Below are 24,055 nucleotides of genomic sequence, written 5' to 3'. Positions count from 1 at the left end.
TGTCGATCGTCGCGCCGCCCCGGGGCAGTCCTCACGAGGGGACGACCAGCGAGAGCCGGCCCTTCCCGTAGCCCGGCACCTCGACGGCGAGGTCGAGGCGGTTGAAGGCGGCCAGCATCCCGGCGACGTCGCCGGGCAGGTCCTCCCCCGGCACGTACAGCCGGTAGAGCTTCGAGTGCGGGGCGCCGGGCACGTTGAACAGCGCCGAGACGACGTTGACGACCTCGTGCAGCGCCTCGGCGAGCATCGAGGTGAGCTCGCCGTCCTCCTCGACGGCGTCCTGGACGCCGCCGGGCGGCAGCAGGGCCAGCGCACCGCCGGTCCAGGCCGACAGCGGCAGGTCCATGACGCACAGGGCGTTGACGGCCATCGTCGGGCTGACGTAGACCGCCACCGAGACCGGGTCGGTCGCGGTGGGCGTGACCGGGTCGCCCGGCGTCACGCCCACCGGCTTGCCGACCAGGCCCGACAGGATGTCCTTGACGGCCTTGGCGTCGGGCAGCGAGACGGTCAGGGCGGCGGTCACGCCAGCACCCCGTCGAGGTTCTCGCGGAAGGACTCCTCGGTGAAGGGCTTGGCGATGAGGAACAGGGCGCCCGCGTCGGCGGCCTTCTCCCGCATCTCCGCCGACCCCTCGGAGGTGACGAACCCGAAGGGCACCGCCGAGCCGGAGGAACGCAGCGCCTGCAGGCACTCCAGGCCGGTCATGTTCGGCATGTTCCAGTCCGACAGGACCAGGTCGGGGTTCTCCGAGCGGACCTTGTCGTAGGCGTCGCGGCCGTCCTCGGCCTCGACCACCTCGTGGTCGTCGTAGCCGGCCTGACGCAGGGTGCGGATGACGATCTGCCGCATCACGCGGCTGTCGTCGGCGACCAGGATCTTCACAGGGGCACCTCGTTCTCTCGCTCGGTGTGCAGCGGGGACTGCACGGAGACGGTCAGCGGCTGACCGCGCCACAGGACGGCGACGCGGCGGGTGTCGGCTTCGCAGCCGGCGGGTGGGGTGGCGCCGACCTCGGGCAGGCCGAGGACGGACGGTCCGGGGAGGACGGCCTTGACGTTGCCGCCCACCACGTTCGCGAGCTCGCCGAGGGCGTCGTCGACGTCCTCGTCCTCGAGCACCGGCGGGGCGTGCGCGCCGAGCAGGGCGGCGGTGAGCTCGGCGGCGGTGTCGTGGCCGCAGGTCAGCACGACGGCGCCGGTCCACGGGCCGACGATCTCGACCCAGGAGCTGCGCGTCGCGGCCGGCAGCGGCGCCGGCAGCGGGACGAGCACCTCGTCCTCGCCGACGAGGGCCAGCCACGCCTGCTCGGTGATCTGCTGGAGCGTCGCCTCGTCGAGCAGGTCGCCGACGGCCGGCGGCCGGTCGGTGGCGCGGCGGCGCAGCCCGGTGTCGCCCGGTCGGTTCACAGCGAGACCTCCTGCGGGAGCAGGCCGAGCAACGCGAGCTTGTCGCGGATGGCATCGGCGGTGAACGGCTTGATGACGTACTCGTGGGCGCCGGCGGCCAGCGCGCGCACGATCTGGCCGTGCTCGCTCTCGGAGGTGACCATCATCAGGGTCACCGCGCGCCAGGCCGGGTTGGCGCGGACGGCGTTGACGAACTGCAGGCCGTCCATCAGCGGCATGTTCCAGTCGACGGTGCACAGGTCGGGCGCCCAGCCCTCGTGCAGGACGTCGAGCGCCTGCTGCCCGTGCTCGGCCTGGCGGGTCTCGTAGCCGAACCCCTCGAGGATGCCGGTCACGATGCGCCGCATGGCGCGGGAGTCGTCGATCACCAGAGCGCGCACGGTCATGCCCCCTTCAGCGGGCGGTAGGCGGAGGTCCGGCCGAGGACGACGCGGCTCCAGGAGTCGTCGACGCCGAGGGTGGTCTCGGCGGCACCGAGGAGCAGCCAGCCGTCCGGGCGCATGAGCTCGCGCACCCGGCGGAGGATCGCCTGCTTGGTGGGCAGGTCGAAGTAGATGAGGACGTTGCGCAGGTACACGACGTCGAACGGGCCCATCCGCGGCAGCGGCGCGGCCAGGTTGCACTCGCGGGCGGTGACCATGCGGCGCAGGTCCGGCGCGACCTCCCACTCGCTGCCCGCCCGCCGGAGGTGGCGGACCAGCATCGGGGCGGGCAGGCCGCGGTTGACCTCGAGCTGGCTGAACCGGCCGGTGCGGGTGCGCTCGACCATCTCGCGGGAGATGTCGGTGGCGGTGATCGACACCCGCGTCACGGCGTCGGGCAGCGCGTCGTCGAGCAGCATGGCGATCGTGTAGGGCTCCTGGCCGCTGGAGCAGGCCGCCGACCAGATCTGCAGCCGCTCCGCCGGGCCGCGGGCGGCCTGCAGGGCCGGCAGCACGGTGGAGGTCAGCGCGGTGAACGGGTCGCCGTCGCGGAACCACGAGGTCTCGTTGGTGGTGAGCGCCTCGACGATCAGGCGGGTGTCGTCCGGCCGCGGGCGGCTGCGGACGGTGTCGACCAGCTGGTCGACGTCGGCCAGCCCCATCTTGCGGGCCAGCGGCAGGAGCCGGGCCTCGACCAGGTACTCCTTGCCCGGGGCGAGCACGATCGCGCTCTCCCGGTGCACCAGCTGGCGGACCCAGTCGAAGCGGGTGGCGGTGAGGGTCATCGCAGGGCTCCCGTCGCGAGGGTCGGAGGTGCCGGACGCGGCGGGACGGCGCGGGACAGGTGGCGGGTGATGGCCTCGGCGATGCGGTCGAGGGACAGGACCTCGTCGGCCAGGCCGGCGGCGGCGACGGCGCCGGGCATGCCCCAGACGACCGAGGTGGCCTGGTCCTGGACGACGACGGTGCCGCCGGCGTCGCGGACGGCCGCCGCGCCGGCGCGACCGTCGGCGCCCATGCCGGTGAGCACCACGGACAGGACGGCGCCGTCGTAGGCGGTCACCGCGGAGCGGAACAGCGGGTCGACGGCGGGACGGCAGAAGTTCTCCGGCGGGCCCTGCGTCAGGGTCGTCGTCGCGCCGCGGCCGCTGCCGCGCACGGTGAGGTGGTGGTCGCCGGGGGCCAGGTGCACGGTGCCCGGGAGCAGCGGCGAGCCGTCGACGGCCTCGACGACGCGCAGGGCCGAGAGCCGGTCCAGGCGCTGGGCGAACTGCCGGGTGAAGACCGGCGGCATGTGCTGCACGAGCAGGACCGGCACCGGCAGGCTCGCCGGCAGCACCGGCAGCACCCTGGCCAGGGCCTCGGGCCCGCCGGTGGAGGAGCCGATCACGAGCACGGCCGGGGCCTTGTGGGGAACCGTGCGGGGCGCCGCCGTGCGCGGGGCGGGCGGCGCGGCGGCGGGACGGGCGGTGGCGGGACCGGCCGGGCGCCCGGTGAGGGCCTTGATCCGCGGGATGAGCTGCTCGCGCACGCTCTCCATCGACGCCGCGACGCTGCCGACGTTGGCCGGCTTGGTGACGTAGTCGTTGGCCCCGGCCGACAGCGCGTCGAGGGTGGCCGCGGCGCCGCGCTCGGTGAGCGTGCTGAACATGACGATCGGCACGCGGTTGCGCTGGGCGCGCAGGGCCCGGACCGCCTCGATGCCGTTCATCTCCGGCATCTCGATGTCCATCGTGACGAGGTCGGGCCGCAGCTGGTCGACCTTGCCCAGGGCGAGCCTGCCGTTGACCGCCGTCCCGACGACCTCGATCGCGGGATCGGAGGACAGCACGTCGGTCACGATCTTGCGGACGACGACCGAGTCGTCGACCACCAGCACCCGGATCGGGTCCACACGTCCTCCTGCTCCGGCGGCGCCCGGCCGGTCGGCCGTGCGTCGGGGGTCTCGGCAGCGGGGCGGGCCGGTGGGATCGGCCCCGGGCAGCCCCACCCGCATCGCCTGTCACAGGAGTTCTCGGCCGCCCCAGCCGCCGGGTTGACGCGGAGCGCCCAACCGTTACGGCACCGGCCGGTGACCGCCGCGGGCGCGGGCACATGTCGACCCGCCGCACGGTGACCTGCCGGGGCCGGCCGCGCGCTCACCTGCGGTTCGGGATGTGGGCGGTGGCTCGAGATGCGGCTCGTCGTCGCTCGTCGCGGCGTGTCCTCGCGTGTCGGCGCCACCAACCCGACGGTCGACGGGCAGGAGCGGGGTCTCAGCGGCCCGTCACGCGGCGCCAGGGAGCGAGGAGGACGCCGAGCGCGCCACCGTCGAGCAGGTCGCCCATGGCCAGCCCCTGGACGACGCCGGCGAGGGCGTTCCACGAGCCCGAGGCGCCGTCGCGGGCGTCGAAGCCGCCGGCGGCGAACGCGCGGACGGCGAGCAGCTGGGCGGTGGCCAGCGTGCGGGTGCGGCCGGAGACGTGCGCGGCCCAGGAGGCCTCGTGCATGGCGGTGGCCCACGGGCGCTGCTCGGCGCGGCCCTCGTCGACGGCGGTGCGCCAGCGGTCGCGGCCGCGGGCGTCGAGACCGGAGACGGTCGCCAGCAGGGAGGCGAGCTCGGGCGTGGCGGGACCGAGGTCGGCGCCGGCGCCGCGGGTGGGGGCGTCCGGGACGGCGGTGGCGAAGGGCTGCACGAGCTCGCGGCGGACCAGCGGCGGCAGGACGCCGGCGGCCCACTCCCCCACCACGGCGTCGGCCAGGACCTCGGCGGCCTGCTCCCGGACGTCGTCGTCGGCCTGGAGGACGGCGGCGTGCTCGGACCCGAGGACGTCCTCGCGCAGCACCCGCTCCACGGCGGCGGCGGTGCCGATCGTGCCGCGCTCGAGCTGGGCGACGAGGACGGCGGTGCGCTCGCCCTCGCCAGGGGTCACCGAGCGCAGCTGCGGGACGGCGGCGGCCAGCTCGCGGGCCCGCCGGGCGCGCACGGCCAGCACCGCACGCTGCTCGCGGTCTGCGCCGCGGGTGCGGCTGGCGGCGGCCAGGGCGGACAGCTCGGCCGGTCCGGCGGTCAGGCCGGTGAGGAGCACGTCGGCGGCGGCGCGGCCCCCGGGCAGGCGCACCAGGTCGAACCCCAGCGTCGCGGCACTGACCAGCGTGTACGGCACGTCTCCCCCTCCGACGGCACCGCCCTGGAGCAGGCGGCCCGTCCATGCTGGGGGTGATCACCCCGTGACGCCACGCGGCCGTCACCCGATCGCCGGAGGCGTCAGGGGCGACCACCGCGTGTCGAGCGCCGCCGGGCGAGGGAACGATCACGGCGGGTGACTGTCCGTCGGGGACACCCGGCCGACGGCGCCGTCGGCCGCGGTCCCGGGACACCGGGGGCCCTACCAGGGGAGAGGCGCCGCCTCCATACTGACGCCGCCATGCAGGCCGAGGTCCCCACCCCAGGAGCGCGGCGACCCCGTGGCCAGGCCGGGTCGGCGGCACCCGGAGGCGCGGCGCTGGTCGAGGCCGCCGTGGGGATGCTGCTCGCCGGTGCGCCGGTCGGCTTCGCGGTGCTCGACACCGAGCTGCGCTACGTGCGGATCAACCAGACGCTGGCGGCGGTCAACGGCGTCCCGGTGGCCGACCACCTGGGCCGGTCGGTGGCCGAGGTGCTCCCCGACGTGGCCCCGGAGGCCGAGCCCCTGCTGCGCCGGGTACTGGCCACCGGTGAGCCGATCACCGGCCTGGAGCTGGAGAGCGGGCCCACCCCGGGCGAGCCCGGCCGCCGCCGCCACTGGCGGGTCAGCTACTACCCGGTGCGGGCGACGCCGGGGGCGGGGCCGCCGGAGGGCCTGGGCGTGGTCGTCACCGACGAGACCGCCCGCCACGAGGAGCAGCAGGAACGTCGCCGGCTGCTGGAGGCCGAGCGGACGGCGGCGGCGCGGGTGCGGCACGCGCTGCAGCAGCAGGAGCGGCTGCACCGGCTGACGTCGGCCCTGGCGCGGGCGACCACGGTGCGCGACGTGGCCGCCACGATGGTGGAGCTCGCCCCGGGGATCCTGGGCGCCACCGCCGCCACCCTCAACGAGTACGAGCCGGGCACCGGGCTGTCGGTCCTCGCGGTGACCGGCCTGCCGCCCGAGGTGGCCCGACCGGGCCAGGTGATCCCGGCTCCCCTCCCGCCACTGGTGCGCGACGTCCTCGAGGGGGACGGCCCGGTGCTGGTGGGCAGCACCACCGAGCGCGACCAGCGGTACCCCGACATGGCGGGCTCGGGCGTGCGGCAGCAGGCCTGGGCCAACCTGGCGCTGTGCAGCCACGGCCGGCCGGCCGGGATCGTGGCGTTCGGCTGGGACGGTCCGCGCACCTTCGCCGACGAGGACGTGGAGCTGCTCACCGCGCTGGCCGACCAGTGCGCCACCGCGATGGACCGCGCCCGCCTCTACCGGGCCGAGCAGGACGCCCGGCTCGGCGCCGAGCGGGCGCAGCAGCGGCTGGACCTGCTGGCCCGGGCCGGTGAGGTGCTCAGCCGCTCCCTCGACGAGTCGGCCGTGCTGGACGAGCTGGCCGCCCTGCTGGTTCCGGAGCACGCCGACTGGCTGGTGGTCCTGCTCGCCGGCCGGCCGGGGCACCTGGTGCCCCGGTGCTCGGTGCACGCCGACCCGGGGATCCACGCGGCGGCGCAGGAGCTGCTGGCGGCGCGTCCGCTGCGCATCGACGGAGGCAGCGCGGCCGCGCGGGTCTTCCGCTCCCAGCGGCCCCTCGTGGTCGAGGACGCGCTCCCCTACCTGACCGAGGACGGCGGCCCGCCCGAGGTGGCCCGGTTCGCCCGGCTGCTCGGCCCCGGCCCCGGCCCGGGTCTGCTCACGCCGCTGGTGGTGCGCGGCCGGAGCACCGGCGTGCTGTCGCTGGTCGGCGCCTCCGCCGGCGGCTGGCCGCTCACCGACCAGCAGGAGCTCGTCGGCGACCTCGCCTCGCGCGTCGCGGTCGCGCTGGACAACGCCCACCTCTACGGCCGGCAGACCCGGATCGCCCGCCGCCTGCAGGACGGCCTGCTGCCCGCCCGGCTGCCCGAGGTCCCCGGCGTGGAGCTGGCCACCCGCTACGCCACGGCGGAGGAGGCGGTCGAGGTCGGCGGCGACTTCTACGACGTCGTCCCGCTCGACGGCGGCGGGTTCGTGCTCGCGATCGGCGACGTCTGCGGACGGGGCATCGACGCCGCGAGCACCACCGGGCTGGCCCGGCACACGCTGGAGGCCGTCGCGCGGGACCTGCCCCCGGCGGCCGCGCTGGTGCGGCTCAACGACGCCCTGCGCGCGCAGACCTCCCCCAACCGGTTCCTCACCGCGGCCTGCGCCCGGGTCACCCCGCGCCCCGACGGCACCGCCGCGGTGCAGCTCGCCCGCGCCGGCCACGAGCCCCCGGTGCTGGTGCGGGCCGACGGCAGCGCCACGCTGCTGGCCCCGGCCGGGCAGCTCCTCGGCATCCTCCCCGAGGTGACCGTCGAGACCCAGGAGCTCGTCCTCGGGCCCGGCGACGCCCTGGTCATGTACACCGACGGCATCACCGAGACCCGGGGGCGCGAGGGCCTGTTCGGGGAGGAGCGGCTCGTCGCGGCCCTCGCCGGGCCGCCCGGCCGCTCACGCACCGCCGACGACCTCGCCGACCTCGTCCTGGCCGCCACCGAGCGGTTCCGTGCCGGCCCGGCCGAGGACGACGCCGCCCTGCTCGTCGCCCGCCTGCGCCCGCGGTGACACGCTAGGCGCCGACCGCCTTCTGGACGTCGAGGGCGAGCAGCAGCGAGCCGTCGAGCTTGTAGGCGCCGCGGATGAGCTCGCGGGCCTGGCCGTCGAGGGTGTCCGGCGGGGCCTCGAAGTCGGCCGCGTCCACGTCGACGACGTCGGCGATCGAGTCGACCAGCAGGCTCACCGCCTCGCCGTGCAGGCGCACGACGATGACGACGGCGTCGGTGCCGGCCGGCCGCGGCGGGCGCCCGAGCCGCTCCCGCAGCTCGATGGCGGTCACCACCTGGCCGCGCAGGTTGATCAGCCCGGCGACGGCCGGCGGGGCGAGCGGCACCCGGGTCAGCTTCTGACTGCGCAGCACCTCCTGCACGTGCTCGACCTCGACGCCGTACAGGTCGCCGTCGAGCCGGAAGGTGGCCAGCTGACCGCTGGCGGCGCGGGTGGGGGTGTCGGTCGGGGTCGTCACGTCAGGCCTCCAGCCGAGCGGACGCGGGGGAGTGGTCGGGGGCCGGCAGCCCGGCGTAGAAGGCCGGGTCGGCGGCGAGGATCGCGGCGCGGACGTCGAGCAGCTCGGTCACCCGATCGCCGAGGACGGCGGAGCCGAGCAGGCCCAGGTCGTCGATGTCGCTGCGCACCGCGGCGCCGCCGTCGACGATGTCGAGGATCTCCTCCACGACGATCGCCACGCTGCGGCCGTGGTCGCTGTAGACGATCACCTCGAGCACCTCGCGCTCGCCGGAGCCGTAGGCGCCCAGGTGCCGGTCGAGCCGGACGATCGGGAGGATCGCGCCGCGGTACTGCACGACCTCGCGGTTGCCCACCCGCTCGACGGCGTCGGCCCGCACCTGCTCCAGGCGGGTGACGGTGTCCAGCGGGATGGCCACCCGCCGGCCCTCGCCGATGGCGGCCAGCAGCATCCGCTGCCGCTCGGTCTCGGCGGCGGCGGTGCGCTCCGCGGCCTCGCGGGCCTCCTGCCGCTCGGTGGTCTCGGTGCGCAGCGCCCGGCGCGCCAGCGCCTGCACGTCGAGGATCAGCGCCACGGCGCCGTCACCGAGGACGGTCGCGCCGGAGTACAGGCCGATCGCCTTGAGCTGGCCGCCGACGGCCTTGACGACGATCTCCTCGGTGTTGATGACCCGGTCGACGACGAGGCCGAAGCGCCGGCCCTCCGAGCGCAGCACCGCGATGACGACGTGGCCGTCGTGCCGGTCGGAGGCGAGGCCCAGGACGTCGGTGAGCCGGACGAGGGGGAGCAGCTCGCCGCGCAGCCGGTAGACCGGCGCGCCGCCGACCTCCTCGACGGCGTTGGCGGCCTTCTCGGCGTCGAGGCTGACCAGCTCCTGCAGGCTGATCTGCGGGATGGCGTAGCGGTCGCCGGCGCACTCGACGGTGAGCGCGGGGACGATCGCGAGGGTCAGCGGGATGCGCAGCCGGCAGACGGTGCCGCGCCCGGGCTCGGACTCCACCTCGATGGTGCCGCCGATGGCCTCGATGTTGGTCTTGACGACGTCCATGCCCACGCCCCGGCCGGAGACGTTGGTGACCGCGGCGGCCGTCGAGAACCCGGGCAGGAAGATCAGCTGCAGCACGTCCTGCGGGCCCATGCGGGCCAGCTGCTCGCCGGTGACCAGGCCGCGCTCGAGGGCCTTGGCGCCGATCCGCGACGGGTCGATGCCGGCGCCGTCGTCGGCCACCTCGACCACGACCTGGCCGCTCTCGTGCCGGGCGCGCAGCGTGAGCACGCCCTCGCCGGGCTTGCCGGCGGCGCGGCGGCGGTCGGGGGACTCGATGCCGTGGTCGACGGAGTTGCGGACCAGGTGGGTCAGCGGGTCCTTGACCGCCTCGAGCAGCGTCTTGTCGAGCTCGGTGTCCTTGCCCTCCATCTCCAGCCGGACGGACTTGCCGCACTGGATGCCGAGGTCGCGGACGACGCGCGGCAGCTTGGACCAGATGTGGTCGATCGGCTGCATGCGCGTCTTCATGACGCCCTCCTGCAGCTCGCTGGCGATGAGGTTGAGCCGCTGCGAGGCGCGCACCAGGTCGGTGTCGGTGGAGCGGCCCACGTACTGGACGATCTGGTTGCGGGTCAGCACCAGCTCGCCGACCAGCAGCATCAGCGAGTCGAGCAGGTCGACGTCGACGCGGATCGTGCTGTCGGCCACGCCGCGGCGGGCCTGCTGGCCGCCGGGGCCCTCGGGCCGCGCGGCACCGGCCGGCGAGCCGGGCTCGGCGTGCTCGTCGGGGTGCTCGTCGGGGTGCTCCTCGTGCGCATCGTCGGGCAGCTCCTCCGCCACCACCTCGGCGACGGGCTCGACGACGGGCTCGACGACGACGGGCTCGGGGACGATCGCGGCGGCGGGCTCGGCGGGCTCGGCGGGCTCGGCGGGCGCGGGGGAGGGGGCGGCGGCCGGGGCCGGCCGGTCCTCCATCGCCGCGCTGATCTCCGCGACGACGGCGGAGACGTCGACCCCGCCCTCGCCGCCGGTGGCCTCGATGGAGGCCAGCAGCGAGCGGACCGTGTCGACCATCCGCAGTAGCACGCTGGTGCGCTCGGGGGTCAGCGCGAGGACGCCGTCGCGGAGCCGGGAGAGCATGTTCTCCCCGACGTGGGTGACCTCCTCGAGCCGGCCGAAGGCGAGGAAGCCGCTGGTGCCCTTGATCGTGTGGATGGTGCGGAAGATGCTCGAGAGCCGCTCCCGGGAGTCGGGCTCCTGCTCGAGGGCGACCAGGTCCGTGTCGAGCTGGTCGAGGTTCTCGTGGCTCTCGACGAGGAACTCCTCGACGATGTCGTCCAGACCGTCCACCGCTGCCTTCTCTCTCAGTGCGAGGGGACCGAGGGGTCCCCGATGGGTCGTCGGGGGTGGGGGGGTGGGGGGGGGGGGGGGGGGGGTGGGGGTGGGGGGGGTGGGGGGGGGGGGGGGGGCGCCCCCCCCCCCCCCCCCCCCCCCCCCCCCCCCCCGCGGGGTCGGCCCCCTGCAGGGCCCGACGCGAGCCTGCGAGCGGCGGGGGCAGGGGGTCCTCCTAGTAGGTGAAGCGGGCGACGCCGGTGCGCAGGTCGGCCGCCATCCGGGACAGCTCCTCGACCGCGGTGCGGGTCTGGGTCAGCGCCTGGGTGGTGGAGTCGGCGGCGCTGGAGACCCCGGCGATGTTGTCGGCGATCTGACCCGAGCCCTGGGCGGCCTCGGCCACCGAGCGGCTCATCTCCGCGGTGGTGGCGGTCTGCTCCTCCACCGCCGAGGCGATGGTGGTCTGCCGGTCGGAGATCTGGGCGACGATCTGCGAGATCTCGCCGATCGCCCCGACGGCGGCGCCGGTGTCCTTCTGGATGGCCTCGACGCGGCGGGCGATGTCCTCGGTCGCCTTGGCGGTCTCCTGGGCCAGCTCCTTGACCTCGTTGGCCACGACGGCGAAGCCCTTGCCGGCCTCGCCGGCGCGGGCGGCCTCGATGGTCGCGTTGAGCGCGAGCAGGTTGGTCTGCTCGGCGATGCTCGTGATGACCTTGACCACGTTGCCGATCTCCGCCGAGGACTCCCCGAGCTTGGTCACCGTGGCGGTGGTGGTCTCGGCGGCGGTGACCGCGCGGGCGGCGACGGCGGAGGCCTCGGCGGCGTTGGAGGCGATCTCGCGGATCGAGGCGCCCATCTGCTCGGCCCCGGCGGCGACGGTCTGCACCGACCGCGACACCTCCTCGGCGGCACCCGAGACGACGCCCGACTGCGCGGAGGTCTCCTCGGCCGACGCCGAGATCTGCGCCGAGCTCGCGCTGAGCTCCTCCGACGACGCGGCGACGGCGTCGGCGGAGGCCGCCACCGAGGACAGCACCGAGCGCAGGTTCTCCTGGGCGGCACCCAGCGCGGCGGCCATCCGGCCCAGCTCGTCGCGGCCACGGACCTCGGGCGTGACGGTCAGGTCGCCCTGCGCCAGCGCCTCGACCGAGCGCTGCACGGAGCGGACGGTGCCCACCAGGCGCCGGACGACGAGGACGGTCAGCCCGCCGGCGACGACGATGCCGGCGACCAGGGACAGCCACAGCGTGGTGGTGGCCGAGGAGACGGTGGCCACCGCGTCGTCGGTGTCGGCCTGGCCGGCGGCGACCCGGCGGTCCTGCATGGCGGCGTACTGGTCCATGAGGGAGTCGGAGCGGTCCTGCAGCGGACCGGTGATCACGGCGGCGGCGGTGGCCAGGTCGCCCGCGTCGGCGGCCGGCACCAGCTGCCCGTCCGCGACCGCGTAGTAGTCCTCGACGACGGCGCGGAACTCGTCGAAGGCGGCCCGGTTGACCGTCACCTCGGCGTAGGCGTCGAGCTGCCCGTCGATGGTCTCCCGGCGCTCGGCCAGGTCGGCCCGCAGCGCGGCCCGGGTCTGCCCGTCGGCGATCGGGTAGGTGTTGTAGCGCGAGCGGTCGCCCTGCCAGGACCGCTGGATGTCCGCGAGGTCGGCCAGCGTGACCACGTTGCCGTTGATCCGGGTGGCGGCCGCCTCGACCGCGGCCAGCCGGCTCACGGCGAGGACGGTCATGGCGACGGCGACGACCGCGAGGACGGCGACGGCCGCGCCGATCTTGACGGCGACCGGTCGGTCGGCGAACCAGCCACCGGAGCGGCCGGCGCGGGAGGTGCTCATGGGGTGTGCTCCTGGATCTCGGGGTGGGGCGGGCGGGGTGACGGGCGGGGATCGGCCGCGGGCCGGGCGATCCGTCGGCACGGACTGTGACGGACGGGAATGGGGACCGCGCCCGTCCGGAAATGGCGTGTCGGTAACGATCCGGATACGACCGGAATTAGTCGACGGAACCGGGTCGGGGCGCCATTCCGCATCATGTGTCGACACGGTGCCGAGCAGCGGCGGTCGGCGCGATTGCTCTGTCGACATGGGCACACACGCCGCTCGGGGGACGTTCTGGGCCGTTTCCCTCCACGCGCCAGGAGGAGGTGCGGCCATTCGGGAATGGCTCCGCCCGACCGCAGGACAGCGGCCGGGCGGAGCCATTCCGGATCAGTGGGTGAAACGGGCGATGCCGGTGCGCAGGTCGGCCGCCATGCGGGACAGTTCGTCGACGGCGATGCGGGTCTGGGTCAGCGCCTGCGTCGTGGAGTCCGCCGCCGAGGAGACGCCAGAGATGTTGTCGGCGATCTGACCGGAGCCCTGGGCGGCCTCGGCCACCGAGCGGCTCATCTCCGCCGTGGTCGCCGTCTGCTCCTCCACGGCGCTCGCGATCGTGGTCTGCCGGTCGGAGATCTGCGCGACGATCTGCGAGATCTCGCCGATCGCCCCCACGGCGGCGCCCGTGTCGGCCTGGATGGCCTGCACCCGCCGCGCGATGTCCTCGGTCGCCTTGGCGGTCTCCTGGGCCAGCTCCTTGACCTCGTTGGCCACGACGGCGAAGCCCTTGCCCGCCTCGCCGGCGCGGGCGGCCTCGATGGTCGCGTTGAGGGCCAGCAGGTTGGTCTGCTCGGCGATCGAGGTGATCACCTTCACGACGTTGCCGATCTCCGCCGAGGACTCGCCCAGCCGCGCCACCGTCGCGGTGGTCGCCTCTGCCGCGGTGACCGCCCGCGCGGCCACCGCCGACGCCTCCGCGGCGTTGGTCGCGATCTCCCGGATGCTGGCGCCCATCTGCTCGGCCCCGGCGGCGACGGTCTGCACCGACCGCGACACCTCCTCGGCGGCACCGGCCACCACGCCGGACTGTGCCGAGGTCTCCTCCGCCGACGCCGAGATCTGCGCCGCCGACGCCGACAGCTCCTCGGAACTGGCTGCGACCGCGTCCGCCGAGGCCGCGACCGAGGCCATCACGGTGCGCAGGCCGTCCTGGGCCGCGTCGAGCGCCTCGGCCACCCGGCCGACCTCGTCGCGCTGCCGGATCCCGGTGCCCTCCGTCAGGTCCCCCGCGGCCAGCCGGACGGCCAGGGCCTGCACCCGGCGCAAGGGGCGGACCACCGAGTGCCCGACCAGCACCGCGCACAGGCCGGCGAGGACCACGGCGAGCACGCCGACGGCGCTCAGCAGCACCGTCGCGCTCCGCTGCGCGTCCGCCTGCTCGGCACGCAGCCGGTCGGCCCGCTCGGTGGCCGAGGCCTGGATCCGGTCGGCGAGGTCGAGGACCATGCCGTAGCCCTCACCGGCCTCGCCGCCGTTGATGCTCTCCAGTGCCGCCCGGGCGTCCTCCGGCGTGCCCGTGGACAGCCACTCCACCACCCGGTCGTCCCAGGCGAAGTAGTTGTCCCAGGCCGGCCGCAGCTCGGCGAAGGCCGCGGCCTCGTCGGCGTCCATCGCCGCGGTGTCGACCTCGTCCAGCCAGGCGTAGACGGCGTCCTTGCTCTCCAGCAGGCCGGCCCGGTTGTAGGAGTCCGGCGCCAGGGCGACCTCCGGGCCGAAGGTGACGGCGTCGGCGACGACCAGGCCCTGCCAGCCGGTCACGTCGGCGATCTGGAAGCGGGCGGTCTCGGCGTCGGCGAGGACGGCGTCGGCACGGCTCAGCTCCTCGGCGAGGTCGCGCTGCTGGGCCACGGCCGACAGCCCGGTCGCGGCGGAGACCACGACGAGGAGGCCGACCGCGCCGAAGGCGAGGGCGAGGCGGAGACCGACCCGCAGGTCGGAGAGCCAGGACAGGGACACGGTCGTGCCTTTCGGTGGTGAGGTGCGGGACCGGCCGCCCTGCAGGACCCCTCCGCCTGCGAGGCGTGGGGGGCAGGGTGGTCCGGGATCAGTGGGTGAAGCGGCCGACCGTGGCGCGTAGGCCGGCGGCCATGCGGGCGAGCTCGTCGACGGCGATGCGGGTCTGGGTCAGCGCCTGCGTCGTGGAGTCCGCCGCCGAGGAGACGCCGGAGATGTTGTCGGCGATCTGACCCGAGCCCTGGGCGGCCTCGGCCACCGACCGCGACATCTCGCTGGTCGTGGCGGTCTGCTCCTCCACCGCGCTGGCGATGGTGGTCTGCCGGTCGGAGATCTGCGCGACGATCGAGCTGATCTCCCCGATGGCGGTCACCGCGGCGGTGGTGTCGCCCTGGATGGCCTGCACGCGGCGGGCGATGTCCTCGGTGGCCTTGGCGGTCTCCTGGGCCAGCTCCTTGACCTCGTTCGCGACGACGGCGAAGCCCTTGCCCGCCTCGCCGGCGCGCGCCGCCTCGATGGTCGCGTTGAGCGCGAGCAGGTTGGTCTGCTCGGCGATCGAGGTGATCACCTTCACGACGTTGCCGATCTCCGCGGAGCTCTCCCCCAGCCGCGCCACGGTGGCGGTGGTGGTCTCGGCGGCGGCGACCGCGCGGGCGGCGACGGCGGAGGCCTCGGCGGCGTTGGAGGCGATCTCCCGGATGGAGGCGCCCATCTGCTCGGCCCCCGCCGCGACCGTCTGCACGTTCCGGGAGACCTCGTCGGCCGCGCCGGCCACCACGCCGGACTGCGCGGAGGTCTCCTCGGCCGACGCCGAGATCTGCGCCGAGCTCGCGCTGAGTTCCTCCGACGACGCGGCGACGGCGTCCGCGGAGGTGACGACGGCCCCCATGACCTCGCGCAGGCCGGTCTGGGCCCGGTGCAGCGCGTCGGCCATCCGGCCCACCTCGTCGCGGGAGTGCACCCCGCTCTCCCGGGTGAGGTCGCCCTGGGCCAGCGCCTCGAGGGAGGCCTGCACGGCGCGGACGGGGTGCACCACCGAGCGGGCGGTCAGCCAGCTCAGGCCGACCAGGAGCAGCAGCCCGAGCCCCGCCACCACCATCGCGACGGTCTCGGACCGCGTGGTGACGTCCTCGAGCTCGGTCGTGGCGGTGTCCACCTCGCGGATGAGCGTGTCCTTGGCCGTGCCGATGGCCGCGTCGGTGAGGTCGTTGGCGGCCTGGATGTCTTCCCACCGCGCCCGGGCCCCGGCCTGGTCGGCGACGGCGCTCTCGACGAAGGCCGTGATCGCGGCGGTGTACTCGCCGTAGGTGCCCATCAGCTCCTCGACCGCCGCGGCGCTGTCGCCGGTGAGCTCGACGCCGGAGAGCTCGTCGAGCAGCGCCTCGGGGGTGGCCACGTCGTCGGCCAGCTCGGGCAGCTGCGCGGCGGGGTCCTCGCGCACGAGGGCCTTGAAGCCGTCGACCTTGAGCTCGCTCGCGCGGGTGTCGAGCTGGAGGACGAGCTCCTCGGCGTGGTTGAGGTCGGTGAGGCGGTGCTCGGCGTCGAGGACGGCGGAGTTGCCGATCATCGTCGTCCCCAGCAGGCCCCCCACGGCCAGGGCGCCCACGGCGACGAGGGTGCCGAACTTGACGGTGAGGGAGCGATCGGCGAACCAGCCGGACGGGCCGGCGTGCGGGCGGGACGCGGCGTTCACGGTGGGGCCTCCTGGGTGCGTGTGCCCGCTGGGACGGATGTGGCGGGCGTGCAGGAGGAATGGTGGAGCCGCGGCGGCGCCGCGCCCGGACGCGCGGGAGGTCCGCGGGCGGATCGTTGTGCAGGAGGCGGTGACCGCCCGCAGCGCCGTCGTCAGGTCGACCCGGCCGCCCCGGCGACCCGCCGGCCGCGGTGGGCGGCGGGCGTGTCCGCGCAGGTGGCGGGGGAGGAGCCGTCGACGTGTCGACGGCCGGGGGAGCGGTCGCCGTCCGGCCGGCCGCCGGTCACCCGGGGCCGGGGGGCGACGCGCCCCGGCCGGTCAGCCGAGCAGGTCGCCGAGCAGCCCGAGGACGGCGACCACGGCGGCGGGGTCGGTCACCCGGTGACCGGCGAGGGTCGGGCCCTCGCCGACCTTGACGCCGACATCGGCCGGCCCGAGCCGGCGGAACACGTCCTCGTCGGTGACGTCGTCGCCGAGGTAGACGACGGCGGCGGCGCCGAGGTCGGTCCGCAGCCGGGTCACCGCGGTGCCCTTGTCGGCGTCGGTGACCGCGAGCTCGAGCACGTCCTTGCCCGGCTTCTTCGTCAGTGACGGATCCGCCGCCGCATCGGCCTCCGCCAGCAGCGCGGCGGCCGCGGCGCGGTCGGCGACCTGCCGCACGTGCACGGCGACGCTGGCCGGCTTGACCTCCAGCCACGCGCCCGGGACGGCGGCCACCAGCGGCGCCATCCGCTCGGCCAGGGCGTCGCGGCGGTCGGCGAGCTCACCGGTCAGCGGCCCGCCGTACTCGGCGCCGTGGCTGCCGACGAACCGGTAGGGGCCGGCGAGGCCGCTGACCCGCACCAGGTCGTCGACGCCGCGCCCGCTGACCAGCGCGACGGTGACGCCGTCGGCCGCGGCGACCCGGGCCAGCGCCTCGGCGACGCCGGGGGAGGGGACCGCGGCCGAGGGGTCGTCGACCAGCGGCGCCAGGACGCCGTCGTAGTCGGTGGCGACCAGCAGCGGGCGGCGGGCGGCCGCCCCGGCCATCGCCGTCGCCAGCGCGTCCGGGACGGGGCTCACGCCTGGGCCTGCAGCGCGTCGAAGAACGACGACGCCCAGTGGTCGAGGTCGTGCTTGGCCAGGTGCCGCCGCATGGCCCGCATCCGGCGGGCGGCCTCGGCGGGCTCGAGGCGCAGCGCGCGCAGCAGCTGGTTCTTCACCCCGGCGATGTCGTGCGGGTTGACCAGGAACGCCTGCCGGAGCTCGGCCGCGGCGCCGGCGAACTCGGACAGGACCAGCGTGCCGCCGAGGTCGCTGCGGGCGGCGACGTACTCCTTGGCGACCAGGTTCATGCCGTCGCGGTAGGGCGTCACGAGCATGACGTCGGCGGCGCGGTAGAGGGCGGCGAGCTCCTCGCGCGGCATCGACTGGTTGAAGTAGTGCACCGCTGGCCCGCCGATCGTGCCGAACACCCCGTTGATGTGCCCGACCTGCTGCTCGATCGTCTCGCGCATGTGCACGTAGTGCTCGACCCGCTCCCGGCTGGGCGTGGCCACCTGCACCATGACCGTGCCGGGCGCCTCGACGGCGCCGTCCTCGAGCAGCTCCTGGAAGGCGTTGAGCCGGACGCTGATGCCCTTGGTGTAGTCGAGCCGGTCGACGCCCAGGATCATCTTCTGCGGGTCGCCGAGCTCGGTGCGGATCTCCTCGGCCCGCTTCAGGACATCGGGCGAGTTCGCCAGCCGGTCGAAGGCGGCGACGTCGATGGAGATCGGGAAGGCCCGGGCGGTCACCACCCGGCCGTCGTACTCGATCGTCGCGCCGCGGGTGGGCAGCTCGTGCAGCCGGCGGGCCAGCTGGACGAAGTTGGCCGCCGCGCTGGGCAGCTGGAACCCGACCAGGTCGGCGCCGAGCAGCCCCTCGACGATCGCCGAGCGCCACGGGAGCTGGGTGAACAGCTCGTAGGGCGGGAACGGGATGTGCAGGAAGAAGCCGATCGTGAGGTCGGGGCGGCGCTGGCGCAGCAGCGCCGGGACCAGCTGCAGCTGGTAGTCGTGCACCCAGACGATCGCGCCCTCGGCGGCGACCTCGGCGGCCCGGTCGGCGAACCGCCGGTTGACCCGCACGTAGGTGTCCCACCAGGTGCGGTGGTACTCGGGCTTCTCGACCACGTCGTGGTACAGCGGCCACAGCGAGGCGTTGGACATGCCCTCGTAGTAGCGGTCGACCTCCTCCTCGGAGAGCTCGACCGGGACCAGCGAGATGCCGCCGGACTCGAAGGGCTCGGGCGCCTCGCCGGCCGAGCCGGACCAGCCGACCCAGGCGCCGCCGCGCCCGGCCACGAACGGCTCCAGGGCGGTGACCAGACCGCCGGGGCTGCGCTGCCAGCGCGTCGTCCCGTCGGGGTCGGTGACCTGGTCGACCGGCAGCCGGTTGGCCACGACGACGACCGGACTGTCCGCCTGCACGTCTCCCGCGTCTGCCCCGGCCATACGCCCCGACCCTAACGACCGGCCGTCGCCGTGGCACCCCCGGGCGCTCAGCCCGCCAGCAACCAGCCGGCCGCGGCGGCGCCCAGGCCCAGCACCAGGGTGGCGGCCAGGTACCCGAGCGCGCGGCCGAGGGCACGCTCCTCGACCAGCCGGACGACGTCGGCGCCGAGCGTGGAGAACGTGGTGAGGGTGCCGCAGAAGCCGGTGCCGACCAGCGCGAGCACCCAGGCCGGCACGCCGCCGAGCCCGAGCAGCACGCCCAGCACGGCCGCACCGGCGACGTTGACCGCCAGCGTGCCCAGCGCGGGGTCGCGGCCGGACCGGGCCGCGAGCCGGGTCGCCAGCAGCCGCAGGGGAGCGCCGGCCAGCGCACCGGCGGCGACGAGCAGCGGCGTCACGGGCCGCTCCGCCGCACCGCGAGCACACCGGCGGCCACCGCCAGCACCCCGCCGAGCACCGAGGCCGGCACGTAGGCCACGGCGACGAGGACGTGGCCGGCGTCGGCGAGACCGACGACCTCGACGGCGAACGCGGAGTAGGTCGTGTACCCGCCGAGCAGGCCGACGGCGAGGAACGGACGGGCCCACGCAGGCTCGGGGGAGCGGCGGGCCAGCGCGCCGACGAGGACGCCGATCAGCAGGCAGCCGGTGAGGTTGACCAGCAGCGTCGCCCAGGGCCAGCCGCCGTCCCGGGCGGGGAGGGCCTCCGCGACGCCCCAGCGGGCCAGCGCACCGAGGGCGCCGCCGAGCGCGGCGAGGAGGTACCCCACCCGTGCACCCCCCGCAGGCATAGGAAGCTCTCCCCACGTCTCGGGGCTGAGGACGTGGGGAGAGCTTCCTATGCCCGGCCCCCGGTCAGGAGGTGCGGGTCGGCTCCGGGGTGTCGCGCCGGCTGCCCCGCCGCCACAGCGGCTCGACCTCGGCCAGCTCCTCCTCGGTGGCGAGCCGGAACGGGGGAGCGGCCGGCGCCTCGACGGCGCGGCGGCCCTGGCCGCGGGTGGCGCGCAGGCTGGCCCACACCGCGACGCCGAGGATGGTGGCGATCACCGCGAGGCTGACGGTGGTGGGGATGTAGTAGAGGTCGATCTTGAGCAGCATCTTGACGCCCACCCAGATGAGCACCAGCGCCAGGCCGACCTTGAGGTAGACGAAGCGGTGGATCAGGTCGGCGAGCAGGAAGTACATCGCCCGCAGGCCCAGGATGGCGAAGGCGTTGGCGGTGAAGACGAGGAACGGCTCGTCGGTGACCGCGAAGATCGCCGGGATCGAGTCGACGGCGAAGACGACGTCGGTGACCTCGACGAGCACCAGCACGGCGAGCAGGGGAGTGGCCAGCAGGACGCCGCCCCGCCGGACGAAGAACCGCTGGCCGTGGTAGGCGTCGGTCATCGGCACGAAGCGGCGGAACAGCTGCAGGGTCCGCGACCGCGAGGGGTCGATGTGCTCGTTGCGCTGGCGGAGCATGCGCCAGCCGGTGACGAGCAGGAACGCGGCGAACAGGTAGAGCACCCACTCGAAGCTCTCGATGAGCGCCGCGCCGCCGGCGATGAACGCCCCGCGCAGCACGAGCGCGCCGAGCACGCCGTAGAACAGCACGCGGTGCTGGTACTCCCGGGGCACCGCGAAGAAGGTGAAGATGATCGCCCACACGAACACGTTGTCGACGGCGAGCGACTTCTCGATCAGGTAGCCGGCGTAGTACTGCTGGCCGAACTCGGCGCCGTATGCCCACCACACCCAGGCGCCGAAGCCGACGCCGATGGCCACCCACACCGCCGACCACAGGGCGGCCTCCCGCACGCCGATGACGTGGGCGCGGCGGTGGGCGAACAGGTCGACGGCCAGCATGCCGACGATGACGCCGAGCACGGCCAGCCAGAGCCAGAAGGGGACGTCCACGAAGAGCCTCCAGTCGGTGGTGCACCAACCGGAGGTCTCTCCCGGCCCACGCGGGGCCCGCTCCGCCGGACCCCTCCTGTGGGGCCGTACTGACGACGGCAGCGCTGCGGGGATACTCCCCTCCCGCCGACAAGTGAAGCAGATTTCACCTGTTGATGCCAGTAGGCGACGTGCTGGAACGGCCTCCCTGCAGGGGCCCGCCGCGAACCTGCGAGCGGTGGGGGGCAGGGAGGTCCTTCATCGCGCGCGGGTCTCCGGGAAGAGCAGGTCCACGAACCGCGCGGCGGTCGGTTGCGGCTCGTGGTTGGCCAGCCCCGGGCGCTCGTTCGCCTCCACGAACACCGCCTCGGACCCCTCGACGTCGGGCACGAGGAAGTCGATGCCCGTGACCGGGATGCCGATCGCCCGGCTCGCCCGCACCGCCGCCTCGGCGACGTCCGGGTGCAGCCGGTCGGTGACGTCCTCGATGGTCCCGCCGGTGTGCAGGTTCGCCGTCCGCCGCACCTGCAGCTGCTCGCCGTCGGGGAGGACGTCGTCCATCGCGTGGCCGGCGGCGCGGACGACGTCGGCGGTGGTGTCGTCCAGCGGGATCCGCGACTCCCCGCCGGTCACGCGTTCCCGCCGCCGGCTGGCCGCCCGCACCAGGTCGGTGACCGTGCGGCGGCCGTCGCCGACCACCTCGGCCGGCCGGCGCACCGCGGCGGCGACCACCTCGTGGTCGATGACCACCACCCGCAGGTCCTCGCCCGGGACGAGCTCCTCGGCGAGCACGTCGGGGCAGAACTGCCGGGCGGCGGCCACGGCCCGGACCAGGTCCTCCTCGGTCGTGACGCCGACGGTGATGCCCTTGCCCTGCTCGCCGCGGGCCGGCTTGACCACCAGCTCCCCGCACACGGCGAGGAGCTCGCGGGCCGGGCCGAGGTCGTCCTCGGGGACCGAGACGCCGCGGGCCACCCGGACGCCGGCGTCGGCCACGATGCGGCGGGTCACCCGCTTGTCGTCGCAGCGGCTCATGGCGACGGCGGTGGTGAACTCCGACAGCGACTCCCGGGTGAGCACCCGGCGCCCGCCGAGGGACAGCCGCAGCTCGCCGGACTCCGCGTCGGTGACCTCGACCCGGATGCCGCGGCGCAGCGCCTCGTCGGCGACGATCCGCGCGTAGGGGTTGAGCTGGTCGAGGCCGGGCGGCCGGGCGGCGAACAGCGGGGTGTTGATCGGGTTCTTGCGCTTGACGCAGAGGGCGGGCACGCGGACGAAGCCGAGCTTGCGGTAGAGCGCGATCGCCGCGGCGTTGTCGTGGATGACCGAGAGGTCGACGTAGGAGCGGCCGCGACCGACGTAGCGCTCGGCCAGCACCCGCACCAGCGCCTCGCCGGTGCCCGCGGGGGCGTTCTGCCCGTCGACGGCCAGGCACCACAGGCTGGTGCCGCTCTCCGGGTCGTCGAAGGCCAGCACGTGGTCGACGCCGGTCACCGTGCCGACGATCCGGCGGGTCCGGGTGTCCTCGGCGACGAGGTAGGTGAAGCAGCGGGTGCGGTGGTTGGCCCACATGGTCTCGGGGTCGCCGGTGACCATGCCGTTGCGGGCGTAGATCTCGTTGATCGCCTGCATCTCCTCCAGCGCCGTCACCGTGCGGACGAAGACGCCGCGGATGAGCTCGGGTCGCGGCCGGTAGCGGTAGAGGTCCAGGCGGTAGGTGTAGCTGGGGTCGATGAACAGCTCGTCGGGCGCCAGGCCCACCAGGACGTGCGGGTCACGGGCGTAGATGCAGATGTCGCGCCGGCCGGTCTCCTCGGCACGCAGCGCGGTGAGGATGTTGTGCATCTCGGGGAAGGTCTGGCCGAAGACCAGGCGCCCCCACGCCAGGTCGAGCACCACGTCGGTGCCCATGCCCTCGAGCTGGTGCGGCGCGGGCCGGGTCCAGTTGCGGCCGGTGAGGTCGGGTGTGCCGGCCACCGGCGTGCGACGACGGTGACCGGCGAGCCGGGGTGACACGGTCGGCCCTCCTCAGACCCCGTGGTTCTGCAGCCACAGCTCGACCAGCCCCAGCTGCCAGAGCTTGTTGCCGCGCAACGGCGTCAGCTCGCCGTTGGGGTCGTCGAGCAGCCGGGCGACGTACTCCGGGCGGAACAGCGCCCGCTCCCGCGCCGCATCGCTGGAGAGCGCGTCGCGCACCAGGCCGAGGACCTTGCCCTCGAGGTGGGTGATCGCCGGCACCGGGAAGTAGCCCTTGGGCCGGTCGATGACCTCCGGCGGGATGATCCGGCGCCCGAGGGCCTTGAGCACGCCCTTGCCGCCGTCGGCGAGCTTGAGCTCCGGCGGGCAGGCAGCGGCCAGCTCCACCAGGTCGTGGTCGAGGAAGGGCACCCGGGCCTCCAGGCCCCAGGCCATGGACATGTTGTCCACCCGCTTGACCGGGTCGTCGACGAGCATGACCTCGCTGTCGAGGCGCAGCGCGGCGTCCACGGCGGTCTGCGCGCCGGCCCGGGACATGTGGTCGCGGACGAAGTCCAGGCTCGGGTCGCCGTCGAGGGCGTACCGCTCGCCGACCAGCGCCCGCATGTCGTCGGCGCCGCGGTCGAAGAACGCCGCGGCGTAGCGCTCGACGGCCTCCTCGCGGCCGACGTCGGCCAGCGGCGGGTACCAGTGGTAGCCGGCGAACACCTCGTCGGCGCCCTGCCCGGACTGCACCACCCGGATCGACTGGCTGACCCGCTCCGAGAGCAGGTCGAAGGCGACGACGTCGTGGCTGACCATCGGCTCGGCCATGGCGCCGATGGCGTGGCCGAGCGCGGCGGCCAGCTCGTCGGAGGACACCCGGATGCGGTGGTGGTCGGTCGCGAACCGCTCGGCGATGACGTCGGAGTAGCGGAACTCGTCGCCTGCGTGGCCGCCGACGGCCTCGAAGCCGATCGAGTAGGTGGCCAGGCCGGTCTGCCCCTCCTGGGCGAGCAGGCCGACGATCAGGCTGGAGTCCAGGCCGCCCGACAGCAGCACCCCCACCGGGATGTCGGCCACGAGGCGACGGCGGACGGCGACCCGCAGCGCCTCCTCGATCGCGTCCTCCCAGTCGCGGGCCGACCAGCCGGAGTGCTCGGGGCGGCGCTCGTAGCTGGGCTCCCAGTAGCGGTGCTCGCGGCTGGTGCCGTCGGCCTCGACGACGCGGACGGTGGCCGGCGGCAGCTTGCGCACGCCGTTGAGCAGCGTGCGCGGCGCGGGTACGACGGCGTGCCAGGTCAGGTAGTGGTGCAGCGCGACGGGGTCGATGGAGGTGTCGACGTCGCCGGCGCGCAGGAGGGCCGGCAGAGAGGAGGCGAACCGCAGCCGCCCCGGCGTCTCGGCGAGGTAGAGCGGCTTGATCCCCAGCCGGTCGCGGGCCATGACCACGCGGCCGGTGTCGCGCTCGTGGATGACCACGACGAACATGCCGTGCAGGTGGTCGACGAAGTCGACGCCCCAGTGGTGGTAGCCCTTGAGCAGGACCTCGGTGTCGCTGGTGGAGAAGAACCGGTAGCCGTGGCCCTCGAGCTCGGCGCGCAGTTCCTTGTAGTCGTAGATGCAGCCGTTGAAGACCGCCTCGAGACCGAGCTCGCTGTCGATCATCGGCTGGGAGCCGCTGGCCGACAGGTCGATGACCGACAGCCGGCGGTGGCCGAACGCCACCCGGCCGGCGCTCCACTGGCCCTGGCCGTCGGGACCGCGGGGGACCAGCGCCTCGACCATCCGCGCCACCGCGGTGGTGTCGGCCAGGGAGCCGTCGAACCTGATCTCGCCGGAGAGGCCGCACATGGGATCGATCCAACCCCACGGACCTGGCAGCCGCGACGCCG

General features: G+C 75.0%; 20 protein-coding genes. 1 reads left to right on the top strand and 19 read right to left on the bottom strand.

Annotated elements, in window-relative coordinates; genetic code table 11:
* Positions 1–31: 31 nt before the first annotated feature.
* The 7 genes from ACI79V_RS03040 to ACI79V_RS03010 form a co-directional block, all read right to left on the bottom strand.
* Positions 32–526 carry a hypothetical protein gene (locus ACI79V_RS03040; RefSeq protein ID WP_456886703.1) on the bottom strand — a complete coding sequence of 165 codons (495 nt, stop codon included), beginning with the start codon at positions 524–526 and terminating at the stop codon, positions 32–34.
* On the bottom strand, positions 523–885 hold the full coding sequence (locus ACI79V_RS03035) for a response regulator (RefSeq protein WP_456886701.1): 363 nt from the start codon (positions 883–885) through the stop codon (positions 523–525). The genes ACI79V_RS03040 and ACI79V_RS03035 overlap by 4 nt, the downstream gene beginning before the upstream one ends.
* A complete protein-coding gene (locus ACI79V_RS03030; protein ID WP_456886699.1) occupies positions 882–1,409 on the bottom strand; it encodes a chemotaxis protein CheX in 528 nt (175 codons plus the stop codon). The genes ACI79V_RS03035 and ACI79V_RS03030 overlap by 4 nt, the downstream gene beginning before the upstream one ends.
* Positions 1,406–1,795 carry a response regulator gene (locus tag ACI79V_RS03025; protein WP_456874871.1) on the bottom strand — a complete coding sequence of 130 codons (390 nt, stop codon included), beginning with the start codon at positions 1,793–1,795 and terminating at the stop codon, positions 1,406–1,408. Before ACI79V_RS03025 ends, ACI79V_RS03030 begins: the two co-directional genes overlap by 4 nt.
* Positions 1,792–2,616: a CheR family methyltransferase gene (locus ACI79V_RS03020; RefSeq protein WP_456886697.1), complete on the bottom strand. Its 825-nt coding sequence runs from the start codon at positions 2,614–2,616 to the stop codon at positions 1,792–1,794. Before ACI79V_RS03020 ends, ACI79V_RS03025 begins: the two co-directional genes overlap by 4 nt.
* Positions 2,613–3,725, bottom strand: coding sequence for a protein-glutamate methylesterase/protein-glutamine glutaminase (locus ACI79V_RS03015; RefSeq protein ID WP_456886696.1), 1,113 nt, complete (start codon positions 3,723–3,725; stop codon positions 2,613–2,615). Before ACI79V_RS03015 ends, ACI79V_RS03020 begins: the two co-directional genes overlap by 4 nt.
* A gap of 361 nt (positions 3,726–4,086) precedes the next feature.
* A complete protein-coding gene (locus ACI79V_RS03010) occupies positions 4,087–4,977 on the bottom strand; it encodes a hypothetical protein (RefSeq protein WP_456886694.1) in 891 nt (296 codons plus the stop codon).
* Between the two features lie 261 nt (positions 4,978–5,238).
* Here ACI79V_RS03010 and ACI79V_RS03005 point away from each other — a divergent pair, with 261 nt between their 5' ends.
* Positions 5,239–7,554 carry a SpoIIE family protein phosphatase gene (locus tag ACI79V_RS03005; RefSeq protein WP_456886693.1) on the top strand — a complete coding sequence of 772 codons (2,316 nt, stop codon included), beginning with the start codon at positions 5,239–5,241 and terminating at the stop codon, positions 7,552–7,554.
* Between the two features lie 4 nt (positions 7,555–7,558).
* Here ACI79V_RS03005 and ACI79V_RS03000 read toward each other — a convergent pair whose 3' ends face one another.
* From ACI79V_RS03000 to ACI79V_RS02945, 12 genes are all read right to left on the bottom strand, one after another.
* Positions 7,559–8,011 (bottom strand): chemotaxis protein CheW, encoded by a 453-nt coding sequence (locus ACI79V_RS03000; RefSeq protein ID WP_456886691.1) that lies wholly within the window; start codon positions 8,009–8,011, stop codon positions 7,559–7,561.
* A 1-nt stretch (position 8,012) separates the two neighbouring features.
* Positions 8,013–10,349 carry a chemotaxis protein CheA gene (locus tag ACI79V_RS02995; protein WP_456886689.1) on the bottom strand — a complete coding sequence of 779 codons (2,337 nt, stop codon included), beginning with the start codon at positions 10,347–10,349 and terminating at the stop codon, positions 8,013–8,015.
* Positions 10,350–10,566: 217 nt separating this feature from the next.
* Positions 10,567–12,168, bottom strand: coding sequence for a methyl-accepting chemotaxis protein (locus ACI79V_RS02990; RefSeq protein ID WP_456886687.1), 1,602 nt, complete (start codon positions 12,166–12,168; stop codon positions 10,567–10,569).
* A 372-nt stretch (positions 12,169–12,540) separates the two neighbouring features.
* Positions 12,541–14,163 carry a methyl-accepting chemotaxis protein gene (locus tag ACI79V_RS02985; protein WP_456886684.1) on the bottom strand — a complete coding sequence of 541 codons (1,623 nt, stop codon included), beginning with the start codon at positions 14,161–14,163 and terminating at the stop codon, positions 12,541–12,543.
* Between the two features lie 88 nt (positions 14,164–14,251).
* Positions 14,252–15,853, bottom strand: a complete 1,602-nt coding sequence (locus ACI79V_RS02980) for a methyl-accepting chemotaxis protein (protein ID WP_456886683.1) — start codon at positions 15,851–15,853, stop codon at positions 14,252–14,254.
* A 318-nt stretch (positions 15,854–16,171) separates the two neighbouring features.
* Positions 16,172–16,915, bottom strand: a complete 744-nt coding sequence (otsB, locus tag ACI79V_RS02975) for a trehalose-phosphatase (RefSeq protein WP_456886680.1) — start codon at positions 16,913–16,915, stop codon at positions 16,172–16,174.
* Complete coding sequence (locus ACI79V_RS02970; RefSeq protein WP_456886678.1) at positions 16,912–18,303, bottom strand: alpha,alpha-trehalose-phosphate synthase (UDP-forming); 1,392 nt, start codon at positions 18,301–18,303, stop codon at positions 16,912–16,914. The genes otsB and ACI79V_RS02970 overlap by 4 nt, the downstream gene beginning before the upstream one ends.
* Positions 18,304–18,374: 71 nt before the next feature.
* Positions 18,375–18,725, bottom strand: a complete 351-nt coding sequence (locus ACI79V_RS02965; RefSeq protein ID WP_456886676.1) for a fluoride efflux transporter FluC — start codon at positions 18,723–18,725, stop codon at positions 18,375–18,377.
* Complete coding sequence (gene crcB / locus ACI79V_RS02960; RefSeq protein WP_456886674.1) at positions 18,722–19,096, bottom strand: fluoride efflux transporter CrcB; 375 nt, start codon at positions 19,094–19,096, stop codon at positions 18,722–18,724. Before crcB ends, ACI79V_RS02965 begins: the two co-directional genes overlap by 4 nt.
* Before the next feature lie 85 nt (positions 19,097–19,181).
* Positions 19,182–20,225, bottom strand: coding sequence for a TerC family protein (locus ACI79V_RS02955; RefSeq protein WP_456886672.1), 1,044 nt, complete (start codon positions 20,223–20,225; stop codon positions 19,182–19,184).
* A 237-nt stretch (positions 20,226–20,462) separates the two neighbouring features.
* Positions 20,463–22,220: an N-acetylglutaminylglutamine synthetase gene (ngg, locus tag ACI79V_RS02950; protein ID WP_456886670.1), complete on the bottom strand. Its 1,758-nt coding sequence runs from the start codon at positions 22,218–22,220 to the stop codon at positions 20,463–20,465.
* A gap of 12 nt (positions 22,221–22,232) precedes the next feature.
* Complete coding sequence (locus ACI79V_RS02945; protein WP_456886668.1) at positions 22,233–24,014, bottom strand: N-acetylglutaminylglutamine amidotransferase; 1,782 nt, start codon at positions 24,012–24,014, stop codon at positions 22,233–22,235.
* Positions 24,015–24,055 lie beyond the last annotated feature (41 nt).

The sequence above is a fragment of the Geodermatophilus sp. SYSU D00700 genome, assembly GCF_054050255.1.
This window is presented reverse-complemented; position numbering and strand designations above follow the sequence as displayed.